Genomic DNA, 23,511 nt, shown 5'->3' with positions numbered 1-23,511 from the left:
TAATATGGCTTTTGAAGGATTATCAGAAAAACTTCAAAGTACCTTTAAGAAATTAAGGGGAAAAGGGAAGCTTAATGAAAAAGATATAAAAGAGGCTATGAGAGAGGTAAAGCTTGCTTTATTAGAAGCAGATGTTAACTATAAGGTTGTAAAAACTTTTGTATCTAATGTTAGTTCTAAGTGTGTTGGAGGCGACGTTCTAGAAAGCTTAACACCAGGGCAACAAGTTATAAAAATAGTTAACGAAGAACTTACTAATCTTATGGGCGGTAGTGAGAGTAAATTAAATTATTCAAGTTATGGACCAACTGTAATTATGCTAGTAGGTTTACAAGGTGCTGGTAAAACAACTATGTGTGGAAAATTAGCACTTCAATTAAGAAAGGACAATAAAAAGCCTTTATTAGTTGCATGTGATATATATAGACCTGCAGCAATTAAGCAATTACAAGTAGTTGGTAAACAAATAGATATTCCTGTATTTACTATGGGAGATAAAGTATCACCTGTTGATATTGCTAAAGCAGCAATTAAACAAGGAAGAAATGATGGTAATAATGTAATTATTATAGATACAGCTGGTAGATTACATATTGATGAAGAACTTATGCAAGAACTTAAAGATGTGAAATCTGCAGTTGAACCTAACGAAATACTATTGGTTGTTGACTCTATGACTGGTCAAGATGCTGTTAATGTTGCGGAAAGTTTTAATAAAGAACTTGATGTTTCAGGAGTTATCTTGACAAAGTTAGATGGTGACACAAGAGGTGGTGCAGCTTTATCAATAAGAAGCATTACTGAAAAACCAATTAAGTATATTGGTGTTGGGGAAAAAATGAGCGATTTTGAAGTTTTCCATCCAGAGAGAATGGCATCAAGAATTTTAGGAATGGGAGATGTATTATCTTTAATAGAAAAGGCACAAGAGGCTATTGATGAAAAAGAAGCTGGTGACTTAGCTAAGAAGATGATGACCAATGAACTAAATTTTGAAGATTTCTTAACTGCAATGGAACAGATGAAAAAGCTTGGTCCTTTAAACAAGATTATGGAGATGATTCCTGGAATGGAATCTCAAAATGTTGGGAAAATTGATTTTGAAAAGAGTGAAAAGCAATTAGATAAAACTAAAGCTATTATTCAATCAATGACTTTAAAGGAAAGAAGAAATCCTTCGCTTTTAATTGGATCCTCCTCTAGAAAAAAGAGGGTTGCATTAGGTGCAGGTACAACAATTCAAGAAGTTAATAAACTTATTAAAGGCTATGAAGCAATGAAGAAACAGATGAAACAGGTTAAATCATTAACAAAGAAATCTAGAAAAGGTTTATTTGGAAAAATGCCTTTCATGAGTTAGAAATATAAGTACATTTTAAAAGGAGGTGAAATTACAATGGCAGTAAAGATAAGACTAAGAAGAATGGGTGCTAAGAAGGCTCCTTTCTACAGAATAGTAGTTGCTGATTCAAGAAGCCCAAGAGATGGTAGATTCATCGAAGAAATTGGATACTACAATCCAATAACTGAACCAGCTGAAGTTAAGATTAATGAAGAAAAAGCTACTAAATGGTTAAACGATGGTGCTCAACCTACAGATGTAGTTAAGAGATTATTCGACCAAGCAGGCCTTAACAAGTAATTTTTGGAGGTGAACACTGTAGTTATAGTATAATTACAGGCACTATATGAAAGAATTAGTTGAAATATTAGCCAAAGCTTTAGTTGATCATCCAGAGCAAGTTGAAGTAAATGAAGTAGTTGGTGAGCAATCAATTATTTTAGAACTTAAAGTTGCTCAAGATGATATGGGTAAAGTTATTGGGAAACAAGGAAGAATAGCGAAAGCTATTAGAACCGTAGTAAAGGCTGCAGCAATTAAAGAAGAAAAAAGAGTAGTAGTAGAAATAATCTAAATGAAAGAGTTAGGGTGTACCTAACTCTTTTTATACATTTACACAGGAGGGAACAAGTGTGAGTGAATATTTCAAAGTAGGTCAAATTGTTAATACTCATGGAATAAAGGGAGAAGTAAAGGTAATGTCTTTTACTGATGATGTTAACAATTTTAAAAGATATGGAAAAGTTTTAATTGATGATAAGTGGGTTGAAATCCAAGGAGTAAAGTTCCAAAAGGATAGAGTTATTCTTAAATTAGAGGGAATAGACTCTATGAATGATGCAGAAATGTATAAGCAAAAGTATCTACAAGTTTTAAGGGAACAAGAGCCTGAACTACCTGAGGATACTTATTATGTTGTAGATTTAGTGGGATGCACAGTATATGATACAGATGGGAAAGACTTAGGTAAAATATACGATGTATTGCAAACTCCTAATAATGATGTTTATTGGATTGAAAAACCTAAACAATTATTAATTCCAGTGTTAAGAGATATAGTACTAGATGTTAATATAGATGAAAAGAAAGTTCTTATAAGACCAGTAGGAGAATGGCAAGATGAGGATTAGTATTTTAACTCTCTTTCCGGAGATGTTTTCCATATTTGATCATTCTATTATAGGAAGAGCTAAGGAAAAAGGTCTTGTAAATTTAGAGTATTATAATATAAGAGATTATTCTTTAAATAAACATAAGAAAGTTGATGATTATCCATATGGTGGAGGTGCAGGAATGGTTATGACACCTCAACCAATAATTGATTCTATAAAAGCTGCAAAAGAAAAGAATTCAGGAAAGGTAATTTTTCTAGGACCTAGAGGTAAAACCTTTAACCAAGAAATGGCACAAGAACTTTCAAAAGAAGAAAATTTAATTTTCTTATGTGGTCATTATGAAGGTATAGATGAAAGAGCATATAAGTATATTGATATGGAAGTATCTTTAGGTGATTTTGTTCTTACTGGAGGAGAAATGGCAGCTATTCCTGTTATTGATTCTGTTTTAAGACTTATACCAGGTGTTTTAGGTAAAGAAGAAAGTTTTATGGATGAATCTTATTCTGATGGCTTATTAGAATATCCACAATATACTAGACCAGAAGTATATGAAGGTGAAAGAGTACCTGAAGTATTGCTTTCTGGTCATCACGAAAATATAAGGAAGTGGAGAAGAAAACAATCTTTACTTATAACAAAAGAAAGAAGAAAAGATCTCTATAAAAACATTCAACTTACTAAAGAGGATATGAAAATTTTAAAGGATGATAGATTATAATATTTATGTTGCGTTAGATAAAGTTGTATGCTAGAATATAGTTTGTGCTAGTACGGGCGCTCCTCTGCTGAACTAGGCTTCGGTAAGAACGTCAAATTATCTTTAAGGAGGGAATGCACAATGAACGAAATATTAAGAGCTATAGAGCAAGAACAAATCAGAACTGATTTACCACAATTCAACGTTGGTGACAACGTAAGAGTTCACGTAAAGATTAAAGAAGGTAACAGAGAAAGAGTTCAAGCTTTCGAAGGAACAGTTATTAAAAAGCAAAACGGTGGAATCAGAGAAACTTTCACTGTAAGAAGAGTTGCTTACGGAACTGGTGTTGAAAGAACTTTCCCTATGAACGCTCCAATCATCGAAAAGATTGAAGTTACTAGAAGAGGTAAAGTAAGAAGAGCTAAGTTATACTACTTAAGAGACAGAGTAGGTAAGGCTGCTAAGGTTAAAGAATTAGTTAGATAATTTCTTTATAAAAATGGGGACTTTTATGAAGTCTCCTTTTTTAATATTTAGAATTAAACTAGCGTGAAGGAGGGAAATTATATGGCAATAAACTGGTTTCCAGGTCATATGAAAAAGACTCAAAGAGAAATAAAAGAAAATTTAAAGTTAGTGGATGCTGTTATAGAAATAAGGGATGCTAGAATTCCTAGAAGTTCAGCAAATCCAGATATAGATAAATTGGTGGGAGATAAGCCAAGAATAATTTTATTAAACAAGAGTGATTTAACAGAAAAGAGTGTTACAAAGCAATGGATTAAGCACTTATCTTCTGAAAATGTTAAGGTACTTGAAGTTAATTGTTTAACTGGAAGTGGCCTTAATGCAATTAAGCCTGCAATTCTGGAGTTATTAAAAGAAAAGCATGATAGATTAAAGGCAAAAGGTTTAGTAAAAATAATAACAAGAGTAATGGTTGTAGGTGTTCCTAACTGTGGTAAGTCTACATTTATAAATAAAATGGCTAAGAATAATATAGCTAAGACAGGAGATAGGGCTGGAGTTACTAAAAATAAGCAATGGATAAAAACTCCGTTAGGTGTAGAAATGCTTGATACGCCAGGTGTTTTATGGCCAAAGTTTGAAGATGAAGAAACAGCACTAAATCTTGCTTTTACAGGAGCTATTAAGGATGAAGTAATGGATTCAGAAGAATTAGCTTATAAACTTGTAGAAAGATTACAAACTTATTATCCTGAAAAGTTAAAGGAAAGATATAAAATTGATGAGATATTTGAAAATCCTTTAGATACTTTGGATGCTATAGCTAGAAAAAGAGGATGTTTAATGAAGGGTAGCGAAATTGATTATATGAGAATAGCAGTTATTCTTTTAGATGAATTTAGAGGCGGAAAAATTGGAAATATAACTTTGGAACGTCCATAGTGAAAGGTATTAGGGTATGAATAGTGTAGATTTTAATCAACTTAAGTTTAATGAGATAAAGAAAATTGTTTCTAATATAAATATAGAAAAAGATTATAATAGCGAATTAATTAAAAGATACATAGATTTACTCCTTTCTGATAGTAGAAAAAATGTTGTAAAGCTAGGAGAATCTCTTCAAAAGAATAGAGATAAAATTATTAAAGAGATTTCTAGAGTTAAAGTAATGTATGCTTTTGATAAGAGTTTTGGAAACTATCAATATATTGCGGGTGTAGATGAAGTTGGAAGAGGTCCGCTTGCTGGCCCTATTGTGTCTTGTGCTGTAATTTTAGATTTAAATGTAATTGATGATGAACTAATTTTATGGCTAAATGATTCTAAAAAGATTTCTGAAAAGAAGAGAGAAGAATTAGCCCAAATAATAAAAGAAAAAGCACTTGCGTATCATATAGCTGAAGAATCAAATGAAGATATAGACAGTAAAGGAATTGCTTATTGCAATAATAATGTATTCTTAGAAGCCTGCTATGGTTTGAAAATAAAACCTGATTTAGTTTTGTCTGATGGTTATTTGGTAAAAAATATTACTATAGAGAATAAATATGTTATTAAAGGTGATGCTAAAAGTGCTACTATTGCTGCTGCTTCGATCTTAGCAAAGGTATATAGAGATAACTTAATGAAAGAATATTCAAAGAAGTATCCTGAATATTATTTTGATGAAAATGCAGGATATGGAACTGTTAAGCATGTAGAAGCTTTAAAAACAATTGGGCCATGTGAAATACATAGAAAAAGTTTTTTAACAAAAATATTATAATTATTTAAAAGAACTCTAAAGTTTTATTTAAGAGTTCTTTTTTGTTTTTTATTTTATCTAAAAGCATCACTTATTATATTTAATTTGTACGAATTATCGTAGTAGTTAAAATATATTTCTGCCACATCATATCTAACATAATAGTTATAGAGATTATGAATAGTTAAATAGTATTTAGATAAGTACTTTATATTTTTTTGCTTTGAGAATGTTACTGATTCGCAAGGAGTACCGAAGGAGTTGTTACTTCTAGATTTCACTTCAACAAATACTATGACGTCATCTTTTTTTACAATTAGATCCAGCTCACCTTTTTTAATTAGAAAATTTCTATCAAGAGTAGTGTAGCCATTATTTAAATAATAATTAGCAGCGATGTCTTCACCGTGGTTGCCTATTAGTTTGTTCATATTTTTCATTTTATAACTCCCGTATTTATATATTTAAGTATTTGTATATTTATGTGTTTATATATTTTTTTATTTATATAAATAATTATTACCTTTATTTGGTTAATGTAAGCGGGGTTTTATGTTTAGTATAAATTATATTGGTAATAATCTAAGAGGAAATTGTATAGAAGGGATTGAGCGCATGGCAATAAAAATAATTAGTGCCACTTACTCTGGATTAGAAGGGCAGCTTATAGATGTTGAAGTTGATATTACAAGAGGGATTCCATACTTCAGTATTGTTGGACTACCAGATGCTGCTATAAAAGAAGCTAAAGAAAGAGTGAGATCAGCAATAGTAAATAGTGGATTCGAATTTCCTCTAGGAAGGATAGTAGTTAACTTAGCACCAGCGGATGTAAAAAAGATAGGCTCATTATTAGATTTACCTATTGCTATTGGTATACTAGCTTGCTCTAAGCAAATTAACTCTGAGTATATAGAAGATTACATTTTATTTGGAGAGTTATCATTAGCAGGAGATATTAAAGGGGTAAAGGGGACACTGCCAATAATATTAGCTGGTGTTAGTGAAGGGAAAATGAATTTTGTATTACCTTATGAAAACTTAAATGAATGTAAGTATATTAAGGAGGCAAAATATTATCCTTTAAGTAATTTAAAAGAAAGTATATCTTTTTTGAATTATAGAGATATGTTGCCTTATGATTCATTTTTATTAGAAGAAGTATCTAGGGAAAAGTATTTAGATTTCAGCGATATTATAGGGCAAGAAAGTTCTAAAAGAGCAATGGAAATAGTTGCTGCAGGAAATCATAATATACTTATTTACGGTAGTACAGGAGCAGGGAAAACTATGTTAGCAAATGCGCTTCAATCCATATTACCTGATTTAACTAAAGAGGAAGAACTTGAGGTTGCTAAGGTTTATAGTATAGCTGGAAACGATAAATTATGTAATGTAAAAAGACCATTTAGAAATCCTCATCATTCAATTACAAAAGGAGCTTTAATTGGTGGAGGAAATATTGCTAAAGCTGGAGAAATTACTTTAGCACATAGAGGGGTGCTGTTTTTAGATGAGATATTAGAGTTTAAAAGAGATGTGCTAGAGGTTTTGAGAGAACCATTAGAAGAGGGAAAAATAAAAATTAATAGATTATATGGAAGTTATGAATTACCATGTGATTTTATAATGATAGGTTCATTTAATGTTTGTCCATGTGGTAAGAGTGGGTTAGAAAATGGCGATGTAGATGGATGTACTTGTAGTGAGAATCAAAAGATGAAATATTTAAATAGAATGTCAAAAGCTTTAAGGGACAGAATTGATCTATATAATTATGTACCAAAGGTAGGATATAAAGAAATAAGAAATAATAATGAAATGTATTCTTCCTTGAAAATGAAGGAGAGAGTAATTAAGGCAATAGAAGTTCAGAAAGAAAGGTTAAAAGGGACTAAGTATAAATATAATTCAGAAATAAGAGGAAAAGATGTTTTTGAATTGTGTAGAGTTTCAAAAAGTATAGAGAGCATATTAGAAAGTTATTTTGATTTAAATAGTCCTTCATTAAGAGGATATGGAAAGCTTATAAAGATATCAAGAACTATTGCAGACTTAGATGGAAATAAGGATATATTAGAAGAAAACATTCTAGAGGGAATAAATTATAGGAGGGATTATCATGGAGAAATTGTGTAAAGGGGTAGACAGTTTATGAAATATAAGATATGGTTAATAATGTTAAATATATCAAATTCGGATAAAATTTCTCTTATTGAGAGATATGGAAACGAAAAAGTTGTTTATGATGAATTAAACAGTACTTTTAGTAATTCTTCATTACAAGATGCAGAGGAATATGTAGGGATATTAGCTAAAGATAATATAGGGCTTGTTACATATAGTGATCCCCAATATCCTGAGGATTTAAAGAATATAGATGAACCACCATATGGTTTGTTTTATAAGGGAAATATAGAATTACTTAATGAAGATATAGTTGGTATAGTTGGCTCAAGAATGTGTACTCAGTATGGTGCACAAATTACAAAACTATTGACAAAAGAATTAATTAGCTATAATATCACAATAATAAGCGGAGGTGCTAAAGGGATAGATTCAGTAGCACATAAAACAGCATTAGAAGATGGTGGAAACACTATTGTTGTTTTAGGTTGTGGTATAGATATTGTATATCCAAAACAAAATGCATCATTATTTAAAAATGTTGAAGATACTGGATTGATTATTTCGGAATTTCTACCAGGCACTAAGCCACTTCCATACCATTTTCCAATGAGAAATAGGATAATTAGTGGGTTAAGTAGATTAGTAATAGTTGCTGAGGCATCGAGTAAAAGTGGTTCTTTAATTACGGCTAATTATGCTGCAGAACAAGGAAAATCAGTAATGGCTGTTCCTGGATCAATTTTTTCAAAAGGAAGTAATGGATGTAATAAGCTTATTAGAGATGGTGCACAGATTTTTAGTGGAATGGGGGATCTATATTCTATTTTGGAATTAAAAATTCCAAAGAAAGAAGGAATAATATCTCCAATAAAGAGAAAAATATTATCTGTTATAGCAAAGGCGCCAACACATATAGATGAAATCGTTGAAAAGTCTTGTATTGACAGGGCTGCTTTGTTTAAGGTATTATTTGAAATGCAAATTAGAAATGAAATAGTTAGCCTTCCTGGCAATTATTATGCAAAGATTACGTGAGTTTTAAGGGGGTGAAGGCTCCATAAAAATGGAGTTTTTATATGGGTCAAAATTTAGTTATAGTAGAGTCACCTGCAAAGGCTAAGACAATCGCAAAATATTTAGGAAAAAATTATACAGTTGAAGCATCTATGGGGCATGTTAGAGATTTGCCTAAAAGTAAAATGGGTGTTGATATAGAAAATAATTATGAGCCAAAGTATATATCAATAAGAGGTAAGGGAGAATTAATAGATAAGTTAAGAAAAGCAGCAAAAAAAGCTGATAAAGTTTATCTTGCAACTGACCCCGACCGTGAGGGAGAAGCAATTTCGTGGCATTTAGCAAATCTTTTAAAGATATCAGAAGATTCTCAATGTAGAATAGTATTTAATGAAATTACTAAGACTGCTGTAAAAGGATCAATAAAACAAGCTAGAAAAATAAATATAAATTTAGTTGATGCTCAACAAGCTAGAAGAGTATTAGATAGACTAGTTGGATATGAGATTAGTCCTATTTTATGGAGAAATGTAAAGTGGGGGCTAAGTGCAGGTAGAGTTCAATCAGCAGCTTTAAAGCTTATCTGTGATAGAGAAGAAGAGATAAAAGCTTTTAATGCAGAAGAGTATTGGACAGTTGATTGTGTAATGAAAAAGGAAAGAAAGAAATTTCCTATTAAGTTGTCTACAAAAAATGGCAAAAAGATTGAAATAAAAAATGAAGATGAAGCTAAAATTATAGTTAAAGAACTAGAAAAAGGTGAATTTGTAGTAGCTGGGATCAAAAAAGGTAAAAAGGTTAAAAATCCACTTCCACCATTTACTACAAGTACACTTCAACAAGAAGCAAGTAAAAAGCTTAATTTTATGACAAAGAGAACCATGTCTGTAGCACAAGTTTTATATGAAGGTGTTGAAGTTAAGGGACATGGAACGGTTGGTCTTATAACATATATGAGAACAGACTCTGTTAGAATTTCAGAAGAAGCTCAAGGAAAGGCTTTAGAATTTATTAAGAGTACTTATGGAGAAGAATATTCACCAGAAAAGCCTAGGGAGTATAAAGGAAAGAAAAATATCCAAGATGCTCATGAAGCTATTAGACCTACTTATGTTGAAATTACTCCGGAGGTTGCAAAAGCAAATTTAACTAGTGAGCAATATAAATTATATACATTAATTTGGAATAGATTTATGGCAAGTCAAATGGCTTCATGCAGATTGAATACAAATTCAATAGATATAACGAATGGTGATTATAAATTTAAAGCTAGTGGGTCAACAATTGACTTTGATGGTTTTATGAAACTATATCAGTATTCTAATGAGGAAGATGCAGAAGGAGTTATTCTTCCAGTTTTAGAAGAAGGGGAAGTTTTAAAGAAGGAATCCATAGAAGGAAAGCAACACTTTACTCAACCTCCTGCAAGATTTACTGAAGCTTCATTTGTAAAACTTATGGAGGAAAAGGGAATAGGAAGACCAAGTACATATGTACCTACTATTTCAACAATATTAAGTAGAGGTTATGTACTTAGAGAAAAGAAGAATCTTATTCCTACAGAGTTAGGATTTATAGTAAATAAGATTTTAAGTGATTATTTCAATCAAATTGTAGATGTAGAGTTTACTGCTGATATGGAAAAGAAGCTGGATCATATTGAAGAGGGTAGCGAAGAATGGAGAGAAGTTGTAGATGAATTCTTCAAACCATTGAAGGTAGCTATAGATAAGGCTGAAAAAGAAGTTGCAAAAGTAGTGATTGAAGATAAAGTTAGTGATGTTCCATGTGATAAGTGTGGAAGAATGATGGTTATAAAAAGAGGAAGATATGGTGACTTTCTTGCATGTCCAGGTTATCCTGAATGCAAAAATGCTAAGCCAATAGTGGAAGAGCTAGATGTGCCATGTCCTGAATGTGGTAAAAAGATTGTTGTTAAAAAGAGTAAAAAAGGTAAAAAGTTCTTTGGATGTTCTGGATATCCTGAATGTAAGTTTGTAAGCTGGAATGAACCGGTAAAAGACAAGTGTCCTAAGTGTAACGCGTATATGGTTTTAAAATATTCTAAAAAAGATGGAAATTATGTACAATGTTCAAATAGTGAATGTGGATATAAAGAAGTTATTAAGAAGGAAGAAAAAACTGACAAAGAAGATAATCAATAGTAATAAAAATGTCGAAAGAACAAAAATGGAGTTGAAATAAATGGCTCTGTATGATAAACTGAGATAGTCTATAGTAAAAAGAATAAAAATTTTAAAAATTATGAAAATTTAAAATATACTTGAATTTTAATAGATTATTTAAGGGGGAGTTATATGTCATCATTACTTAGCAAAACAAGGATGTTGAACAAGATATTGCAGAAATCAGGAACAGAGCCAGTTGCTTTTGAAGATATATGTAAGCTTTTAAGCGAAGTGTTAGAATGTAATGTGTATATTGCTAGTAGAAAAGGAAAAATATTAGGATATACTTTCGCAAAAGATTTCGAATGTCATGTGATGAAGAAGAAAATAATGGAGGAAAGAAGATTTCCAGCAGATTACAATGAAAAACTTCTTAATATTACAGAAACTATATCTAATTTACCTAATAAAGGTTATTGTGTTTTTGAAGGTGAAGGAGATTGTATGGCAGAAGACAAGCTGTCTACAATTGTTCCTATAGTAGGAAATAGAGAGAGATTAGGAACATTACAACTTGCAAGATTTGGTAGAAGTTTTACTGATGATGATTTGGTTTTAGTTGAATATAGTGCAACAATAGTTGGAATAGAAATGCTTAGAGGAAAACAAGTTGAGATAGAGGAAGAAGCAAGAAAGAAAGCTGTTGTACAACTAGCTATTGGAACTTTATCTTATTCAGAACTAGAAGCTGTAGAACATATATTTGATGAATTAGATGGAACTGAAGGGCTTTTAGTAGCTTCAAAGATAGCTGATAAGGTTGGTATAACAAGAAGTGTTATAGTTAATGCTTTAAGAAAATTTGAAAGTGCTGGAGTAATAGAATCAAGATCTCTTGGAATGAAGGGAACTCATATAAGAATACTTAATGAAAAGTTATTAGATGAGTTAAAAAAGATTAAATAGTTTGTTTTAAAATCTGTATCTGTTTTAGATACAGATTTTTTAATATATAAAATTATAAAATACATTATTATGTGGAAAAGTGTATTTTATGAATAGTTATTTTTTATGAAGGGGAAAATTGTAATGAGTATATTTTATATTATTTTTGAGATGGATAAAAATAATATAAAATTTTGTTGATACAATAAAAACCTTGTGGTATACTAACAAAGGTAATAAAATACACACATTACCCAATGCAGGTAGTTGGTGCCTATTAGGTAGCTACTTGTGAAGAAGGTAGTGGAGGAAAAACCAGGAGGTAAGAAAATGTCAGTAATATCAATGAAACAATTATTAGAAGCTGGTGTACACTTTGGTCACCAAACTAGAAGATGGAACCCTAAGATGGCTCCTTACATCTTTACAGAAAGAAACGGAATCTATATCATAGATTTACAAAAGACTGTAAAGAAGGCTGAAGAAGCTTACAACTTTATTAAGGAAGTTGCTGCAGAAGGAAAAGATATCTTATTCGTTGGAACTAAGAAACAAGCTCAAGAAGCTATCCAAGAAGAAGCTATAAGATCAAACATGCACTTTGTTAACAACAGATGGTTAGGTGGAATGTTAACTAACTTCGAAACAATAAAGACTAGAATTAAGAGATTAGCTGAAATCGAAAGAATGCAAGAAGATGGAACTTTCGAAGTTCTTCCAAAGAAAGAAGTTATAAAGCTTAAGGGAGAATTAGAAAAGTTAGAAAAGAACCTTGGTGGAATCAGAAACTTAGACTGCGAAAACATCGGAGCTATGTTCATAGTTGACCCAAGAAAAGAAAAGAATGCTATTTCAGAAGCTAAGATTTTAGGAATTCCTGTAGTAGCTATAGTTGACACTAACTGTGACCCAGAAGAAGTTGATTACGTAATTCCAGGTAACGATGATGCTATAAGAGCCGTTAAGTTAATAACTGCTAAAATGGCTGACGGAATCATCGAAGGAAGACAAGGTGAGCAATTAGCTGAATAATTAGCTATGTAAAAAAGGTAGGTGAAGAATTCTTCATTTACCTTTTAACCTAAATGATAAGGGTTACTTAATATAAAGGAGGAAATGAATATGATAACTGCAAAATCAGTTAAGGAATTAAGAGAAATGACTGGCGCAGGAATGATGGACTGCAAAAAGGCTTTAACAGAAACTAATGGAGATATAGAAAAGGCTGTAGAATTCTTAAGAGAAAAAGGATTAGCTGCTGCTGCAAAGAAAGCAGGAAGAGTTGCTGCTGAAGGTCTTGTTAAGACATATATTACAGAAGATAATAAAAAGGCTGGTATTGTAGAAGTTAACTGTGAAACAGACTTCGTTGCTGCTAATGAACAATTCGTAGCTTTTGCTGATTCACTAGCTAAGATGGTTGTTGATACAACAGCTACAACTGTTGAAGAATTCTTAAACGAAAAGTACAATGAAGAACAAACAGTTCAAGAAGCTTTAACTGCTTTAATTGCTACTTTAGGTGAAAACATGACAGTAAGAAGATTCAAGAAAGTTGAAGTTGCTAATGGTGCAGTTCAAACTTATATTCACGGTGGTGGAAGAATCGGTGTTGTTGTTGAATTAGGATGCGAAACTGAATCTCAAGTTGTTGTAGATTTAGCTAAAGAACTTTGTATGCAAGTTGCAGCTGCAAATCCATTATTCTTAAATGAAGAAGGTGTTGATAAGGAAGCTGTAGAAAAGGAAAGAGAAATCTACAGAGTTCAAGCTCTTAATGAAGGTAAGCCAGAAAAGATCGTTGATAAAATGGTTGAAGGAAGAATCAAGAAATACTATAAAGAAGTATGTCTTGTAGATCAAGCTTGGGTTAAAGATGGAGATAAGAGCATAACAAAGCTTGTTGAAGAAAAATCTAAAGAAGTTGGTTCTCCAATCACTGTTAATAGCTTCGTAAGATTTGAAAGAGGCGAAGGTATAGAAAAAGTTGTTGAAGATTTTGCTGCAGAAGTTGCAAAGCAAATGGGTAAATAGTTAAAACCAAAGAGAACACTAAGTGTTCTCTTTTTTTAAAGATATAGGAATTTACGTTGGAGGTATAGAGATGTCTAATTCTAAGTATAAGAGAGTGATGCTAAAGATATCAGGTGAAGCTTTAGCAGGAGAAAATGGATTCGGTTTAGATTTTAATGTAGCTACAAGAATAGCTTTAGAAATTAAAGAACTTGTAAATATGGGTATTGAAGTAGGTGCCGTTGTTGGTGGCGGTAACATTTGGAGAGGTAGAAGCGGTGAAGGTATGGATAGAACTACTGCTGACTACATGGGAATGCTAGCTACTTGTATAAATGCTTTAGCATTACAAGATTCGTTAGAACAAGTTGGAGTAATGACAAGAGTTCAAACTGCTATAGAAATGAAGGAAGTTGCAGAACCTTTCATTAGAAGAAGAGCTATGAGACATCTTGAAAAAGGAAGAGTTGTAATTTTTGCAGCAGGAACTGGAAATCCTTATTTTTCAACTGATACAACTGCAGCACTAAGAGCAGCAGAAATAGAAGCAGATGTAATATTATTAGCTAAAAAAGTTGATGGAGTATACGATAAGGATCCTCATAAGTATTCAGATGCTAAAAAATATGATACACTATCATATATAGAGGTTCTTGAACAAGGATTACAAGTAATGGATTCAACAGCTACTTCTTTATGTATGGATAATAATATTCCTATACTTGTATTTGGTTTAGATGAACCTGGAAATATCAAAAGAGCTGCACAAGGCGAAAAAATAGGAACGCTTGTATCAAAAAAGTAGGAGGGTTAAAATGATCAAGGACATTATTAAGAATTCAGAAGAAAAAATGAAAAAGACTATTTCAGTTCTTAATTCAGAGCTATCGACTATGAAAGCAGGAAGAGCTAATCCAACTATGCTTGACAGAATTCAAGTAGAGTATTATGGAAGTTTATGTCCACTTAATCAAGTTGCCAATGTATCTGCTCCAGAACCAAGAGTACTTATGATAACACCTTGGGAAAAACCATTACTAAAAGATATAGAAAGAGCTATACTTAAGTCGGATTTAGGATTAAATCCTTCAAATGATGGTTCAGTAATAAGATTAATAATACCTGAATTAACAGAAGAAACTAGAAAGAACTTAGTTAAGAATGTTAAAAAAACAGGTGAAGATGCTAAAGTTGCAGTTAGATCTGTAAGAAGAGATGCTAATGAAAAGATAAAGGCATTAAAGAAGGATTCAGATATATCAGAAGATGAAATTAAGAAGGGTGAGGATCAAGTTCAAAAAATAACTGATTCTTACGTTAAAGAAATTGACAACATAATTTCAGCTAAGGAAAAGGAAATAATGTCAATTTAGGCTAGCAAATAAAAAACCTGCTCCTAGGGCAGGTTTTTTGTTAATTAGATATTATGGGAGGGGCCAACCTTGTTTAGTTTTTTTAAGAATAAGAAAAAGAATAACTTCGATAATGACGAAAATATAGAATTAGATATGAATAATATCCCTAAACATGTAGCTATTATAATGGATGGTAATGGAAGATGGGCAAAACAAAGGAATCTTCCAAGAACTATGGGTCATAAAGCTGGTGTAGAAACCATAAGACGCATAATTAAAGAAGGGGATAGACTTGGCATTAAATACATGACTTTATATGCATTTTCAACTGAAAATTGGAAGAGACCTAAAGAAGAAGTTGGAGCGCTAATGAAGTTACTTGTTCAATACTTGAAGCAAGAAATAGATGAATTAGATAGAAATGGTGTTGTTATAAATGTTCTTGGAGATATCTCTAGACTACCAGAAGAGTGTATAGGTGAAATAGAGAGAGCGAAAGAAAGAACAAAAAATAATAATGGAATAGTTATGAATGTAGCTTTAAATTATGGTGGAAGAGATGAAATTATAAGAGCAATAAAAGCAATAGCCAATGATTATAAAGATGAAAAAATAGATATAAATAATATAGATGATAGTCTAGTGAATAATTATTTATATACTGCAGGAATGCCAGATCCAGACATAATAATTCGACCATCAGGAGAACAAAGATTAAGTAATTTTCTTTTATGGCAATGTGCATATTCAGAGTTTTGGTATTCAGATATTAATTGGCCTGATTTTAAGGAGAAGGATTTACAAAGAGCAATTTATGATTACCAAAACAGAGATAGACGTTTTGGTGGAATAAAATAGATTGGGGTGAAGGTATTGAAATCAGATAACAGATATCTAGGTGCACTTATGATAGCACCATTTATATTATTTATATTTTGGGGAGGTTTACCTCTAAAAATATTTACTTTCATTTTATCTGCTTTTGGAATGTATGAATTTTATAAAGCGTTAAAAGAAAAAGATTTTAAACCAATTGAAATGGTAGGATATATTTTATTAATACTATTCTATTTGTTTAATAATGATTTTGAAAAGCTTATTTTTATGATAATTTTAGCAACATTTATACTTTTAATAATACCAGTAATAGATTTAAAGTATAACTTTATTGATGTTGCAATTACTTTGCTAGGATTCTTATATGTGGGCATTTTGTTCAGTTTTATATACCTAGTAAGTGAAAAAAGTGGTGGAGCTTTTTATGTATGGCTAATATTTATAGGATCATGGATGACAGATACGACTGCATATTATGCTGGTAGATTATTTGGAAAAACAAAGTTATGTCCAAAAGTAAGTCCTAAGAAAACTATAGAGGGTTCTATTGGAGGACTTATAGGGTCAACAATTTCTTGTGGAATATTAGGATTTGTTGCCCAAGGATATATAGCTACTTTCCCAATATATCATTTCTTTATTATAGGAGCATTATGTGGAGTATTTAGTCAGTTTGGTGACTTAGTAGCATCTTCTGTAAAAAGATATGTTGGAATAAAGGATTATAGTAATCTTATTCCGGGTCATGGTGGTATATTAGATAGGTTTGATTCAATATTATTCTCAGGATTGATAGTATTTTATTACTTAACTTTTATATTATCATTGTAAATTAAAAAAATATTATGTTTTATTTCTGTAAATATAACCCCTTTTCTTTGCATATATTTTAATGTATGTGCAAGGGAGGGGGTTTTTTGGAGTTTAGAAGAAGATATAAGAAACTAATTGATTTGATTATGCTTTTATTAATAATAACGGTTCTAACATTAACTATAAAATACTATTTCAAACCCTTTATATGGATGGTTATAATGTTTCTTATTGCAAATCCGTTATACAAGTTTTTTATAAAGTTAAATGTACATGATAAAATTGCAGGAGCATTATCAATTTTATTTGTAAATTTAGCCTTAGTGATATTTATTATTTATCTTGGTGGCAGTATATTCGTTTTATTAAAAAAACTTTATGAGGGAAATATTAAACTTATAGAAGATTTAATTAGAACTTATATTGGATTTATTGATATAGGAGATGGGAAAAGTATTGCGGGTAGTGTTATATCTATATTAAATCAGGATTTTATAAAAACAGGCGCTATAACAACAGGAGAAGGAATAGCAGCATTCTTTATAGGCAATATATGTGCTTTTTTTATTTTAGTAGATAAAGAAAAAATGAAGGATTTAGTTAAAAGATTGATACCAAAAGATATATTGTATAAAGCTAAGTATCAAGGTGGTAACTTTAAGCAAATGATAGGTATTCAGGTTATATTAGTATTAATATCAACTCTTGAAATAATTATAGGATTTATGGTGTTTAGGGTGCCAAAAGCAGTTTTACTTGGTGTTATTTGTGGAATATTAGACATATTACCTTATGTAGGAACAATAATTGTATTTGTACCTATAATAATATACAATATTATAGTAGAAGATTATATAGTAGCTTTTGGGTTAATATGCTTATATATTTTAGTTCAAGTTATTAGAGAAGTTCTTGAAGCAAAATTTTTAAGTGATAAACTAGAATTACATCCCTTATTAGTTTTATTATCTATATATATAGGTATTAAGTTATTTGGGATTCTTGGAATAGTTGTAGGCCCTATGTATGGGATTCTAGCTAAGGATATAATCTATGGAGAAGATAAGTAGCAATTAGGAGGATAAGGACATGAAGAAACTTTCAATATTAGGGGGAACAGGGTCAATAGGACTTCAAACTTTAGATGTAATTAGAAAATCTAATAAAGAGTTAGAATTAATTGGGGTAACTGCTAATTCATCTGTAGGAAAGATGATAGAAATAATAGATGAGTTTAAGCCAAAATATGTAGGAATGATGGATAGTGACTCAGCTTTAAAGATAAAAGAATATTGCACTGAGAATAATTTTAATATTGAGGTTCTTGAAGGAATGGAAGGGCTAATAAAAATAGCATCCCTTGAAGAAATAGATATTGTTGTTACTTCAGTTGTAGGAATGATAGGGTTAAAGCCTACAATGGCAGCTATTGAAGCAAAGAAAGACATTGCTCTTGCAAATAAGGAGACTCTTGTTGTTGCAGGGGAATTAGTTATGCAGGCAGCAAAGGATAATGGAGTAAAAATTCTTCCAGTTGATTCAGAACATAGTGCTATATTTCAGTCTTTAAGAGGAAATAGCTTAGATAGCTTAAAGAAGATAATATTAACTGCATCTGGTGGTCCTTTTAGAGGAAGAAAAATAGATGATTTAAAGGAGATAACTTTAGAAGAGGCTCTTAATCATCCAAATTGGAGTATGGGAAAGAAGATTACAATAGATTCAGCTACATTAATGAATAAAGGACTTGAAGTAATTGAAGCTCATTGGTTGTTTAATTGTAGTTATGATAATATTCAAGTTGTAGTTCATCCTCAAAGCATTATACATTCTATGGTTGAATATAAAGATGCAAGTATAATAGCTCAACTGGGATCTCCAGATATGAGGCTTCCTATACAATACGCATTGAATTATCCAGAGAGAAAAAAAGAAGTAGCTAAATCTATTGATTTTTGGGAAATATCAAAATTAACTTTTGAGAAACCAGATTTAGAAACATTTAAATGTCTAAGACTTGCGTATGAAGCTGGGAAAAAGGGTGGCTTAGTTCCAACAGTTTTAAATGCTGCTAATGAAGTTGCTGTACAATTTTTCTTAGATAAGAAGATAAAATTCTTAGAAATAGGAGATATTATTGAAGAAGCTATAAATTACTTTAGTGTTGAATGCCAAAAAGAGTTATCCTTAGATAACGTAATTGAATTAGATAGAAAAGTAAGAGAATATGTAGCGCGTAATAGAGGTTAGGAGGAAAGACATTGAATTATATTTTGGCGATTTTAGGGTTTGGTTTATTAATCATAGTACATGAATTTGGACACTTTATAGCAGCAAAATTAAATGGTGTTAAGGTTGTTGAATTTTCTATAGGTATGGGACCAAAAATACTTTCCCATCAAGGAAAAGAAACAAGATATTCCCTTTCATTATTACCTATAGGTGGATATGTTCAAATGTTAGGGGAAGAAGAAGCTGTAGATGACGAGAGGAGTTTTTCAGCTAAATCACCACTAAGAAGAATTTCTATAATATTAGCTGGAGCTTTCATGAATTTTGTTTTAGCAATAGTTATTTTAAGTACTATATTTAATATTTTTGGATTTGCAACTACAAGCTTAGATAGAATTGAGGCTGGAACACCAGCTGCTTCAGCAGGATTAATGCCAGGAGATAGAATAACTAGAGTAAATGGAAGCAAAGTGTTTACAAATAGCGATATTTCTGTTGGCGTAAATATGAATAAAGGAAAAACAATTGACCTTGAGTATGAAAGAGGAGGACTAAAAGATACAGTAACTATACAACCTGCATACATAGAGGATGAAGGAAGATATATGATAGGAGTTTATTTCAAGGGTGAAGAAAATCCTAGTATATTAAGTAGTATAAAGGAAAGTTTTAATGAAACTGCATCTTTGATTTCTCAAACTTTTAAAGGGTTAAAAATGATATTTACAGGAGAAGCCAACTTAAAAACTGATGTTGGAGGTCCTGTTACAATAATTAAGATGTCAGCAGGTGCAGCAGAAGTAGGTGTATGGAACTTAATGAAGCTTGTTGCAATACTTTCTGTTAGCATAGCAGTGTTTAATTTATTACCATTCCCAGCTTTAGATGGTGGATGGGCAGTTATATTATTTATAGAATTAATAACAAGAAGAAAGGTACCAGACAAAATAGTAGGGGCTCTAAATACAGTAGGATTTATGCTACTTATAGGTATTATGATCTTAGTAACAATAAAGGATATAATTTTCCCTATTAGTTTTTAGGAGTGTAGGATAAAATGGATAGAAAGTTAACAAGAAAAGTAAAAGTAGGAAAGGTATATGTAGGAGGAGATGCTCCTGTTACAATCCAATCTATGACTAATACAGATACAAGAGATGTTGAAGCTACATTAAAGCAAATTAGAGAGCTTTATAACGCAGGATGTGAAATTATAAGATGTACAGTGCCTGATATGGAGGCTGCTGAAGCAATTAAAGAAATAGTAAAACAATCACCTATTCCAGTAGTTGCAGATATACATTTTGATTATAGATTAGCTCTTAAAGTTGTTGAAAATGGTATATCAGCAGTTAGAATTAATCCGGGAAATATTGGAAGTATTGAAAGAGTGAGAATGGTTGCTGAAGCTTGTAAGGCTAAAAATATTCCAATAAGAATTGGTGTGAATTCAGGTTCTTTAGAAAAAGAGATTCTAGAGAGAGATGGAAAGCCTACAGCTAAAGGATTAGTAGAAAGCGCGCTAGCTCATGTTAAAATATTAGAAGCAGTAGATTTTAATGATATAGTAATCTCTATTAAATCCTCAGATGTTAGAATGATGATAGATGCTTATAGACTTATGAGTGAAAAGGTTGATTATCCTCTTCATTTAGGGGTTACTGAGTCAGGAACTCCATTTAGAGGAACAATAAAGTCAAGTATAGGTATTGGTACATTACTTGCAGAAGGAATAGGAGATACTATAAGAGTTTCTCTTACAAGTGATCCAATTGAGGAAATTAAGGTTGCAAAGGAAATGTTAAAGGCTTTAGGATTAAGAAAAGGTGGCCTAGAATTTGTTTCTTGTCCAACATGTGGAAGAACACAAATAAAGCTTATTGAAATTGCAAATGAAGTTGAGAGAAGACTTGAAGGTAATAATAAAGATATAAAAGTTGCTGTTATGGGATGCATAGTTAATGGACCAGGAGAGGCTAGAGAGGCTGATATTGGTATAGCTGGCGGTAAAGGCGAAGGCATTATATTTAAAAAAGGTGAAATAATTAAAAAGTGCAAAGAAGAGGATTTAATTGAAGAATTAATGAAGGAAATAGAGTTACTTTAATTAAATATAGAAATATGATGAAGGGACTTAGATTTTGACTAAGTCTCTTTTTGCATAATTCAATATAAGGAGCCTTATTTTTAAGTGAAGATAAATGGTGATTGCATCTTTAGCCTTAAGAGAGGGGTGTATAGATGGAGGAATAGATTGTGATAAACCCTAATTGATGTAAAATTTTATCTAATTACTTGTATTATTGAAAAAAGTATGATATTCTAATTTAAGAAGATTTTATTTCAGATAGCTAGAAAAAAGGAGTGGGAGGAAATACCCGCTCTTTCTATTTGTAACGCAACTACTACAATAGTTGCGTTTTTGATTAGGTAAAAAATATTAAACTAGTATTTGGGAATAATAATCTTGAGAAAATTGAATATTGTAAAGGAGGTTTAAAGATGCAAAAAGATGGGTTAGTAGAAAAGGTATCAGCTCTAATACAACCAATTGCAGATGAATTAAACTATGAATTATACTATGTTGAGTATGTTAAAGAGAGCGGAGAGAATTTTCTAAGAATATACATAGATAAGGAAGAAGGAAGCATAAGTCTTACAGATTGCGAAACGCTTTCTAGAAGAGTTAGTACTATGCTAGATGAAGAGGATCCAATTCCAGATTCATATTATTTAGAAGTATCTTCACCAGGTCTTAATAGAGGTTTATATAATGATAACCACTATAAGAGATTTGTAGGAAGAGAAGTAGCAATTAAGCTAAATGGAGCAGTTAATGGAAGTAAAAATTTTAATGGTATATTAAAAGATGTAACAGAAGATTCAATAGTTGTTAATAATGGAGAAGATGTTACTATACCAAAAAATAAGATAAAAAAAGCTAATTTGGATGGGGAGATATAGCAAGGAGGATATAATAATGAATGAAGAGTTTATAGGCGCTCTAAAAGAACTAGTAAAAGAAAAGGGGATTAGTGAAGAATTAATATTCACAACAATAGAGGATGCATTAGTTGCAGCATATAAAAAGAATTATGCAAATATTAATACTTCAGCTCAAAATGTTAGGGTTAGCATGCATAGAGAAACAGGGGAAATACATGTATATGCACAAAAAGTAGTTTGTGATGAAGTATACGATGATGTAACTGAAATCTCTTTAGAAGAAGCTAAGGAAATAAGCCCAAAATATGATGTAGATGATATTGTAGAAATAGAAGTTACTCCAAAGAACTTTGGTAGAGTTGCAGCGCAATTAGCTAAGCAAGTAGTAACACAAAGAATAAAAGAAGCTGAAAGAAATATCATTTACAATGAATACAAGGAAAAAGAATTTGATATTATTACTGGTACAATCTTAAGAAAAGATAAGGGAATGGTTTTTGTTAACCTTGGAAAGCTTGAGGGAGTAATAGGACCAAATGAGCAAATACCTAATGAAGAATATAAGTTCAACGAAAAGCTTAAGCTTTATATAGTTGAAGTTAAGAATGGATCAAAGGGAGCTCAAATACATGTTTCTAGAACACATCCAGGATTAGTTAAGAGATTATTTGAACTTGAAGTTCCTGAAATCTATAATGGAGTTGTAGAAATAAAGAGCATTTCAAGAGAAGCAGGATCTAGAAGTAAGATAGCTGTTTACTCAAATGATGAATCTGTAGATCCAATGGGAGCTTGTGTTGGACCTAAGGGTGCAAGAGTTCAAAATATAGTAAATGAATTAAAGAATGAAAAGATAGATATAATTAAGTGGAGTAAATCTCCAGAAGAATTTATTTCAAATGCTTTAAGTCCAGCAAAGGTATTAAGTGTAGAAGTAGATGAAGATAACAAGTCTGCAAAGGTTGTAGTTGATGATAATCAATTATCACTTGCAATAGGTAAAGAAGGTCAAAACGTTAGATTAGCAGCTAAGTTAACTAACTGGAAGATAGATATAAAGAGCAAATCTCAAGCAGAAGCTTTAAAAGAAAGTGAAGAAGCTACTGTAACTGAATAATGAGGTGTTTTTATGAAAGTTAAGAAGATACCATTAAGAATGTGTACAGGATGCATGGAAATGAAGCCTAAGAAGGAATTAATAAGAGTTGTTAAAAGTCCAGAGGGTGAAGTTTCTGTTGATTTAACTGGAAAGAAATCAGGTAGAGGTGCTTATATATGTAAAAGTGGAGAATGCTTAGAAAAGGCATTTAAAGCTAAGAGATTAAGTAGAAACCTAGATGTAGCTATAAGCGAAGATATATATAATAGGCTAAAGGAAGAAATTGAGAATGAATAAGTTTTTTAATTTTTTAGGTTTAGCAAAAAGGTCAGGTAACATATTAGAGGGTTACAGTAAATGCAATGAGGAGAGAAATAGAAGAAAGCTTTTTCTATTTATAATTTCTCCAGATGCATCAGAAGCGACAAGAAAAAAGTTTAAAAATCATTGTAAGGAAAATAATATACCATATATTGAAGATTTCTCAAAAGAGGAATTAGGAGGAGCAGTTGGAAGACCAGAGGTTAAAATCCTAGCTATTTTAGACCAGAATATGGCTAATAAGCTTAATGCTCTTTACGAGGAGGAAAAATATATGAAGTAAAATATTCGGGGGTGACTGT

General features: G+C 31.2%; 27 protein-coding genes. 26 read left to right on the top strand and 1 reads right to left on the bottom strand.

What is annotated here, in order from left to right; all coding sequences use genetic code 11:
* Positions 1 to 4: 4 nt before the first annotated feature.
* The 8 genes from ffh (at position 5) to I4V16_RS03440 (ending at position 5,393) form a co-directional block, all read left to right on the top strand.
* Complete coding sequence (ffh, locus tag I4V16_RS03475; protein ID WP_049176892.1) at positions 5 to 1,360, top strand: signal recognition particle protein; 1,356 nt, start codon at positions 5 to 7, stop codon at positions 1,358 to 1,360.
* 36 nt (positions 1,361 to 1,396) lie between these two features.
* The gene (gene rpsP, locus I4V16_RS03470; protein ID WP_027097518.1) at positions 1,397 to 1,642 is read left to right on the top strand and encodes a 30S ribosomal protein S16; all 246 of its coding nucleotides are present in this window, start codon (positions 1,397 to 1,399) and stop codon (positions 1,640 to 1,642) included.
* A gap of 46 nt (positions 1,643 to 1,688) precedes the next feature.
* A complete protein-coding gene (locus I4V16_RS03465; protein WP_027097519.1) occupies positions 1,689 to 1,916 on the top strand; it encodes a KH domain-containing protein in 228 nt (75 codons plus the stop codon).
* 58 nt (positions 1,917 to 1,974) lie between these two features.
* Positions 1,975 to 2,472, top strand: coding sequence for a ribosome maturation factor RimM (gene rimM, locus I4V16_RS03460; RefSeq protein ID WP_049176894.1), 498 nt, complete (start codon positions 1,975 to 1,977; stop codon positions 2,470 to 2,472).
* Positions 2,462 to 3,178 (top strand): tRNA (guanosine(37)-N1)-methyltransferase TrmD, encoded by a 717-nt coding sequence (trmD, locus tag I4V16_RS03455; RefSeq protein ID WP_049176896.1) that lies wholly within the window; start codon positions 2,462 to 2,464, stop codon positions 3,176 to 3,178. The genes rimM and trmD overlap by 11 nt, the downstream gene beginning before the upstream one ends.
* 120 nt (positions 3,179 to 3,298) lie before the next feature.
* Complete coding sequence (rplS, locus tag I4V16_RS03450; RefSeq protein ID WP_027097522.1) at positions 3,299 to 3,646, top strand: 50S ribosomal protein L19; 348 nt, start codon at positions 3,299 to 3,301, stop codon at positions 3,644 to 3,646.
* Between the two features lie 81 nt (positions 3,647 to 3,727).
* A complete protein-coding gene (ylqF, locus tag I4V16_RS03445) occupies positions 3,728 to 4,570 on the top strand; it encodes a ribosome biogenesis GTPase YlqF (protein ID WP_049176898.1) in 843 nt (280 codons plus the stop codon).
* 16 nt (positions 4,571 to 4,586) lie between these two features.
* Positions 4,587 to 5,393 (top strand): ribonuclease HII, encoded by an 807-nt coding sequence (locus tag I4V16_RS03440; protein WP_049176900.1) that lies wholly within the window; start codon positions 4,587 to 4,589, stop codon positions 5,391 to 5,393.
* A 53-nt stretch (positions 5,394 to 5,446) separates the two neighbouring features.
* Here I4V16_RS03440 and I4V16_RS03435 read toward each other — a convergent pair whose 3' ends face one another.
* Positions 5,447 to 5,803, bottom strand: a complete 357-nt coding sequence (locus tag I4V16_RS03435) for a YraN family protein (protein ID WP_243282784.1) — start codon at positions 5,801 to 5,803, stop codon at positions 5,447 to 5,449.
* 184 nt (positions 5,804 to 5,987) lie between these two features.
* On the opposite strand from I4V16_RS03435, the gene I4V16_RS03430 reads away from it, so the two are divergent.
* From I4V16_RS03430 to I4V16_RS03345, 18 genes are all read left to right on the top strand, one after another.
* Positions 5,988 to 7,511 (top strand): YifB family Mg chelatase-like AAA ATPase, encoded by a 1,524-nt coding sequence (locus tag I4V16_RS03430; protein WP_049176991.1) that lies wholly within the window; start codon positions 5,988 to 5,990, stop codon positions 7,509 to 7,511.
* A gap of 15 nt (positions 7,512 to 7,526) precedes the next feature.
* Complete coding sequence (gene dprA, locus I4V16_RS03425; RefSeq protein ID WP_049176904.1) at positions 7,527 to 8,537, top strand: DNA-processing protein DprA; 1,011 nt, start codon at positions 7,527 to 7,529, stop codon at positions 8,535 to 8,537.
* Positions 8,538 to 8,578: 41 nt separating this feature from the next.
* Positions 8,579 to 10,684, top strand: coding sequence for a type I DNA topoisomerase (gene topA, locus I4V16_RS03420; RefSeq protein WP_099329158.1), 2,106 nt, complete (start codon positions 8,579 to 8,581; stop codon positions 10,682 to 10,684).
* 153 nt (positions 10,685 to 10,837) lie between these two features.
* Entirely contained in the window at positions 10,838 to 11,614 is a 777-nt protein-coding gene (gene codY, locus I4V16_RS03415) for a GTP-sensing pleiotropic transcriptional regulator CodY (protein ID WP_111937891.1), read from the top strand.
* A gap of 309 nt (positions 11,615 to 11,923) precedes the next feature.
* A complete protein-coding gene (gene rpsB, locus I4V16_RS03410) occupies positions 11,924 to 12,625 on the top strand; it encodes a 30S ribosomal protein S2 (RefSeq protein WP_027097530.1) in 702 nt (233 codons plus the stop codon).
* Between the two features lie 90 nt (positions 12,626 to 12,715).
* Positions 12,716 to 13,627 carry a translation elongation factor Ts gene (gene tsf / locus I4V16_RS03405; protein ID WP_099329156.1) on the top strand — a complete coding sequence of 304 codons (912 nt, stop codon included), beginning with the start codon at positions 12,716 to 12,718 and terminating at the stop codon, positions 13,625 to 13,627.
* Between the two features lie 70 nt (positions 13,628 to 13,697).
* Positions 13,698 to 14,411, top strand: a complete 714-nt coding sequence (gene pyrH / locus I4V16_RS03400; protein ID WP_027097532.1) for a UMP kinase — start codon at positions 13,698 to 13,700, stop codon at positions 14,409 to 14,411.
* A gap of 10 nt (positions 14,412 to 14,421) precedes the next feature.
* Complete coding sequence (gene frr / locus I4V16_RS03395; RefSeq protein ID WP_027097533.1) at positions 14,422 to 14,979, top strand: ribosome recycling factor; 558 nt, start codon at positions 14,422 to 14,424, stop codon at positions 14,977 to 14,979.
* 69 nt (positions 14,980 to 15,048) lie between these two features.
* On the top strand, positions 15,049 to 15,819 hold the full coding sequence (locus I4V16_RS03390; protein ID WP_195541905.1) for an isoprenyl transferase: 771 nt from the start codon (positions 15,049 to 15,051) through the stop codon (positions 15,817 to 15,819).
* Positions 15,820 to 15,834: 15 nt separating this feature from the next.
* Positions 15,835 to 16,629 carry a phosphatidate cytidylyltransferase gene (locus I4V16_RS03385; RefSeq protein ID WP_099329154.1) on the top strand — a complete coding sequence of 265 codons (795 nt, stop codon included), beginning with the start codon at positions 15,835 to 15,837 and terminating at the stop codon, positions 16,627 to 16,629.
* 128 nt (positions 16,630 to 16,757) lie between these two features.
* Positions 16,758 to 17,681: an AI-2E family transporter gene (locus I4V16_RS03380; RefSeq protein WP_242974230.1), complete on the top strand. Its 924-nt coding sequence runs from the start codon at positions 16,758 to 16,760 to the stop codon at positions 17,679 to 17,681.
* Between the two features lie 19 nt (positions 17,682 to 17,700).
* Positions 17,701 to 18,861 carry a 1-deoxy-D-xylulose-5-phosphate reductoisomerase gene (gene dxr / locus I4V16_RS03375; RefSeq protein WP_049176917.1) on the top strand — a complete coding sequence of 387 codons (1,161 nt, stop codon included), beginning with the start codon at positions 17,701 to 17,703 and terminating at the stop codon, positions 18,859 to 18,861.
* An 11-nt stretch (positions 18,862 to 18,872) separates the two neighbouring features.
* Positions 18,873 to 19,886 (top strand): M50 family metallopeptidase, encoded by a 1,014-nt coding sequence (locus tag I4V16_RS03370; RefSeq protein WP_049176918.1) that lies wholly within the window; start codon positions 18,873 to 18,875, stop codon positions 19,884 to 19,886.
* A 14-nt stretch (positions 19,887 to 19,900) separates the two neighbouring features.
* A complete protein-coding gene (gene ispG, locus I4V16_RS03365; RefSeq protein ID WP_049176921.1) occupies positions 19,901 to 20,950 on the top strand; it encodes a flavodoxin-dependent (E)-4-hydroxy-3-methylbut-2-enyl-diphosphate synthase in 1,050 nt (349 codons plus the stop codon).
* A gap of 395 nt (positions 20,951 to 21,345) precedes the next feature.
* On the top strand, positions 21,346 to 21,807 hold the full coding sequence (gene rimP / locus I4V16_RS03360) for a ribosome maturation factor RimP (protein WP_049176923.1): 462 nt from the start codon (positions 21,346 to 21,348) through the stop codon (positions 21,805 to 21,807).
* Positions 21,808 to 21,823: 16 nt separating this feature from the next.
* Positions 21,824 to 22,906 carry a transcription termination factor NusA gene (nusA, locus tag I4V16_RS03355; protein ID WP_027097541.1) on the top strand — a complete coding sequence of 361 codons (1,083 nt, stop codon included), beginning with the start codon at positions 21,824 to 21,826 and terminating at the stop codon, positions 22,904 to 22,906.
* A 12-nt stretch (positions 22,907 to 22,918) separates the two neighbouring features.
* A complete protein-coding gene (locus I4V16_RS03350; RefSeq protein WP_049176924.1) occupies positions 22,919 to 23,185 on the top strand; it encodes a YlxR family protein in 267 nt (88 codons plus the stop codon).
* Positions 23,178 to 23,492 (top strand): 50S ribosomal protein L7ae-like protein, encoded by a 315-nt coding sequence (locus tag I4V16_RS03345; protein ID WP_049176925.1) that lies wholly within the window; start codon positions 23,178 to 23,180, stop codon positions 23,490 to 23,492. Before I4V16_RS03350 ends, I4V16_RS03345 begins: the two co-directional genes overlap by 8 nt.
* Positions 23,493 to 23,511: the final 19 nt, after the last annotated feature.

Source organism: Clostridium sp. 1001283B150210_160208_E6, assembly GCF_015669365.1.
In the GTDB taxonomy this organism is placed as follows: Bacteria; Bacillota; Clostridia; order Clostridiales; family Clostridiaceae; genus Clostridium; species Clostridium paraputrificum.
The sequence above is the reverse complement of the archived record's forward strand: the minus strand, read 5'-3'. Positions and strand labels throughout refer to the sequence as shown.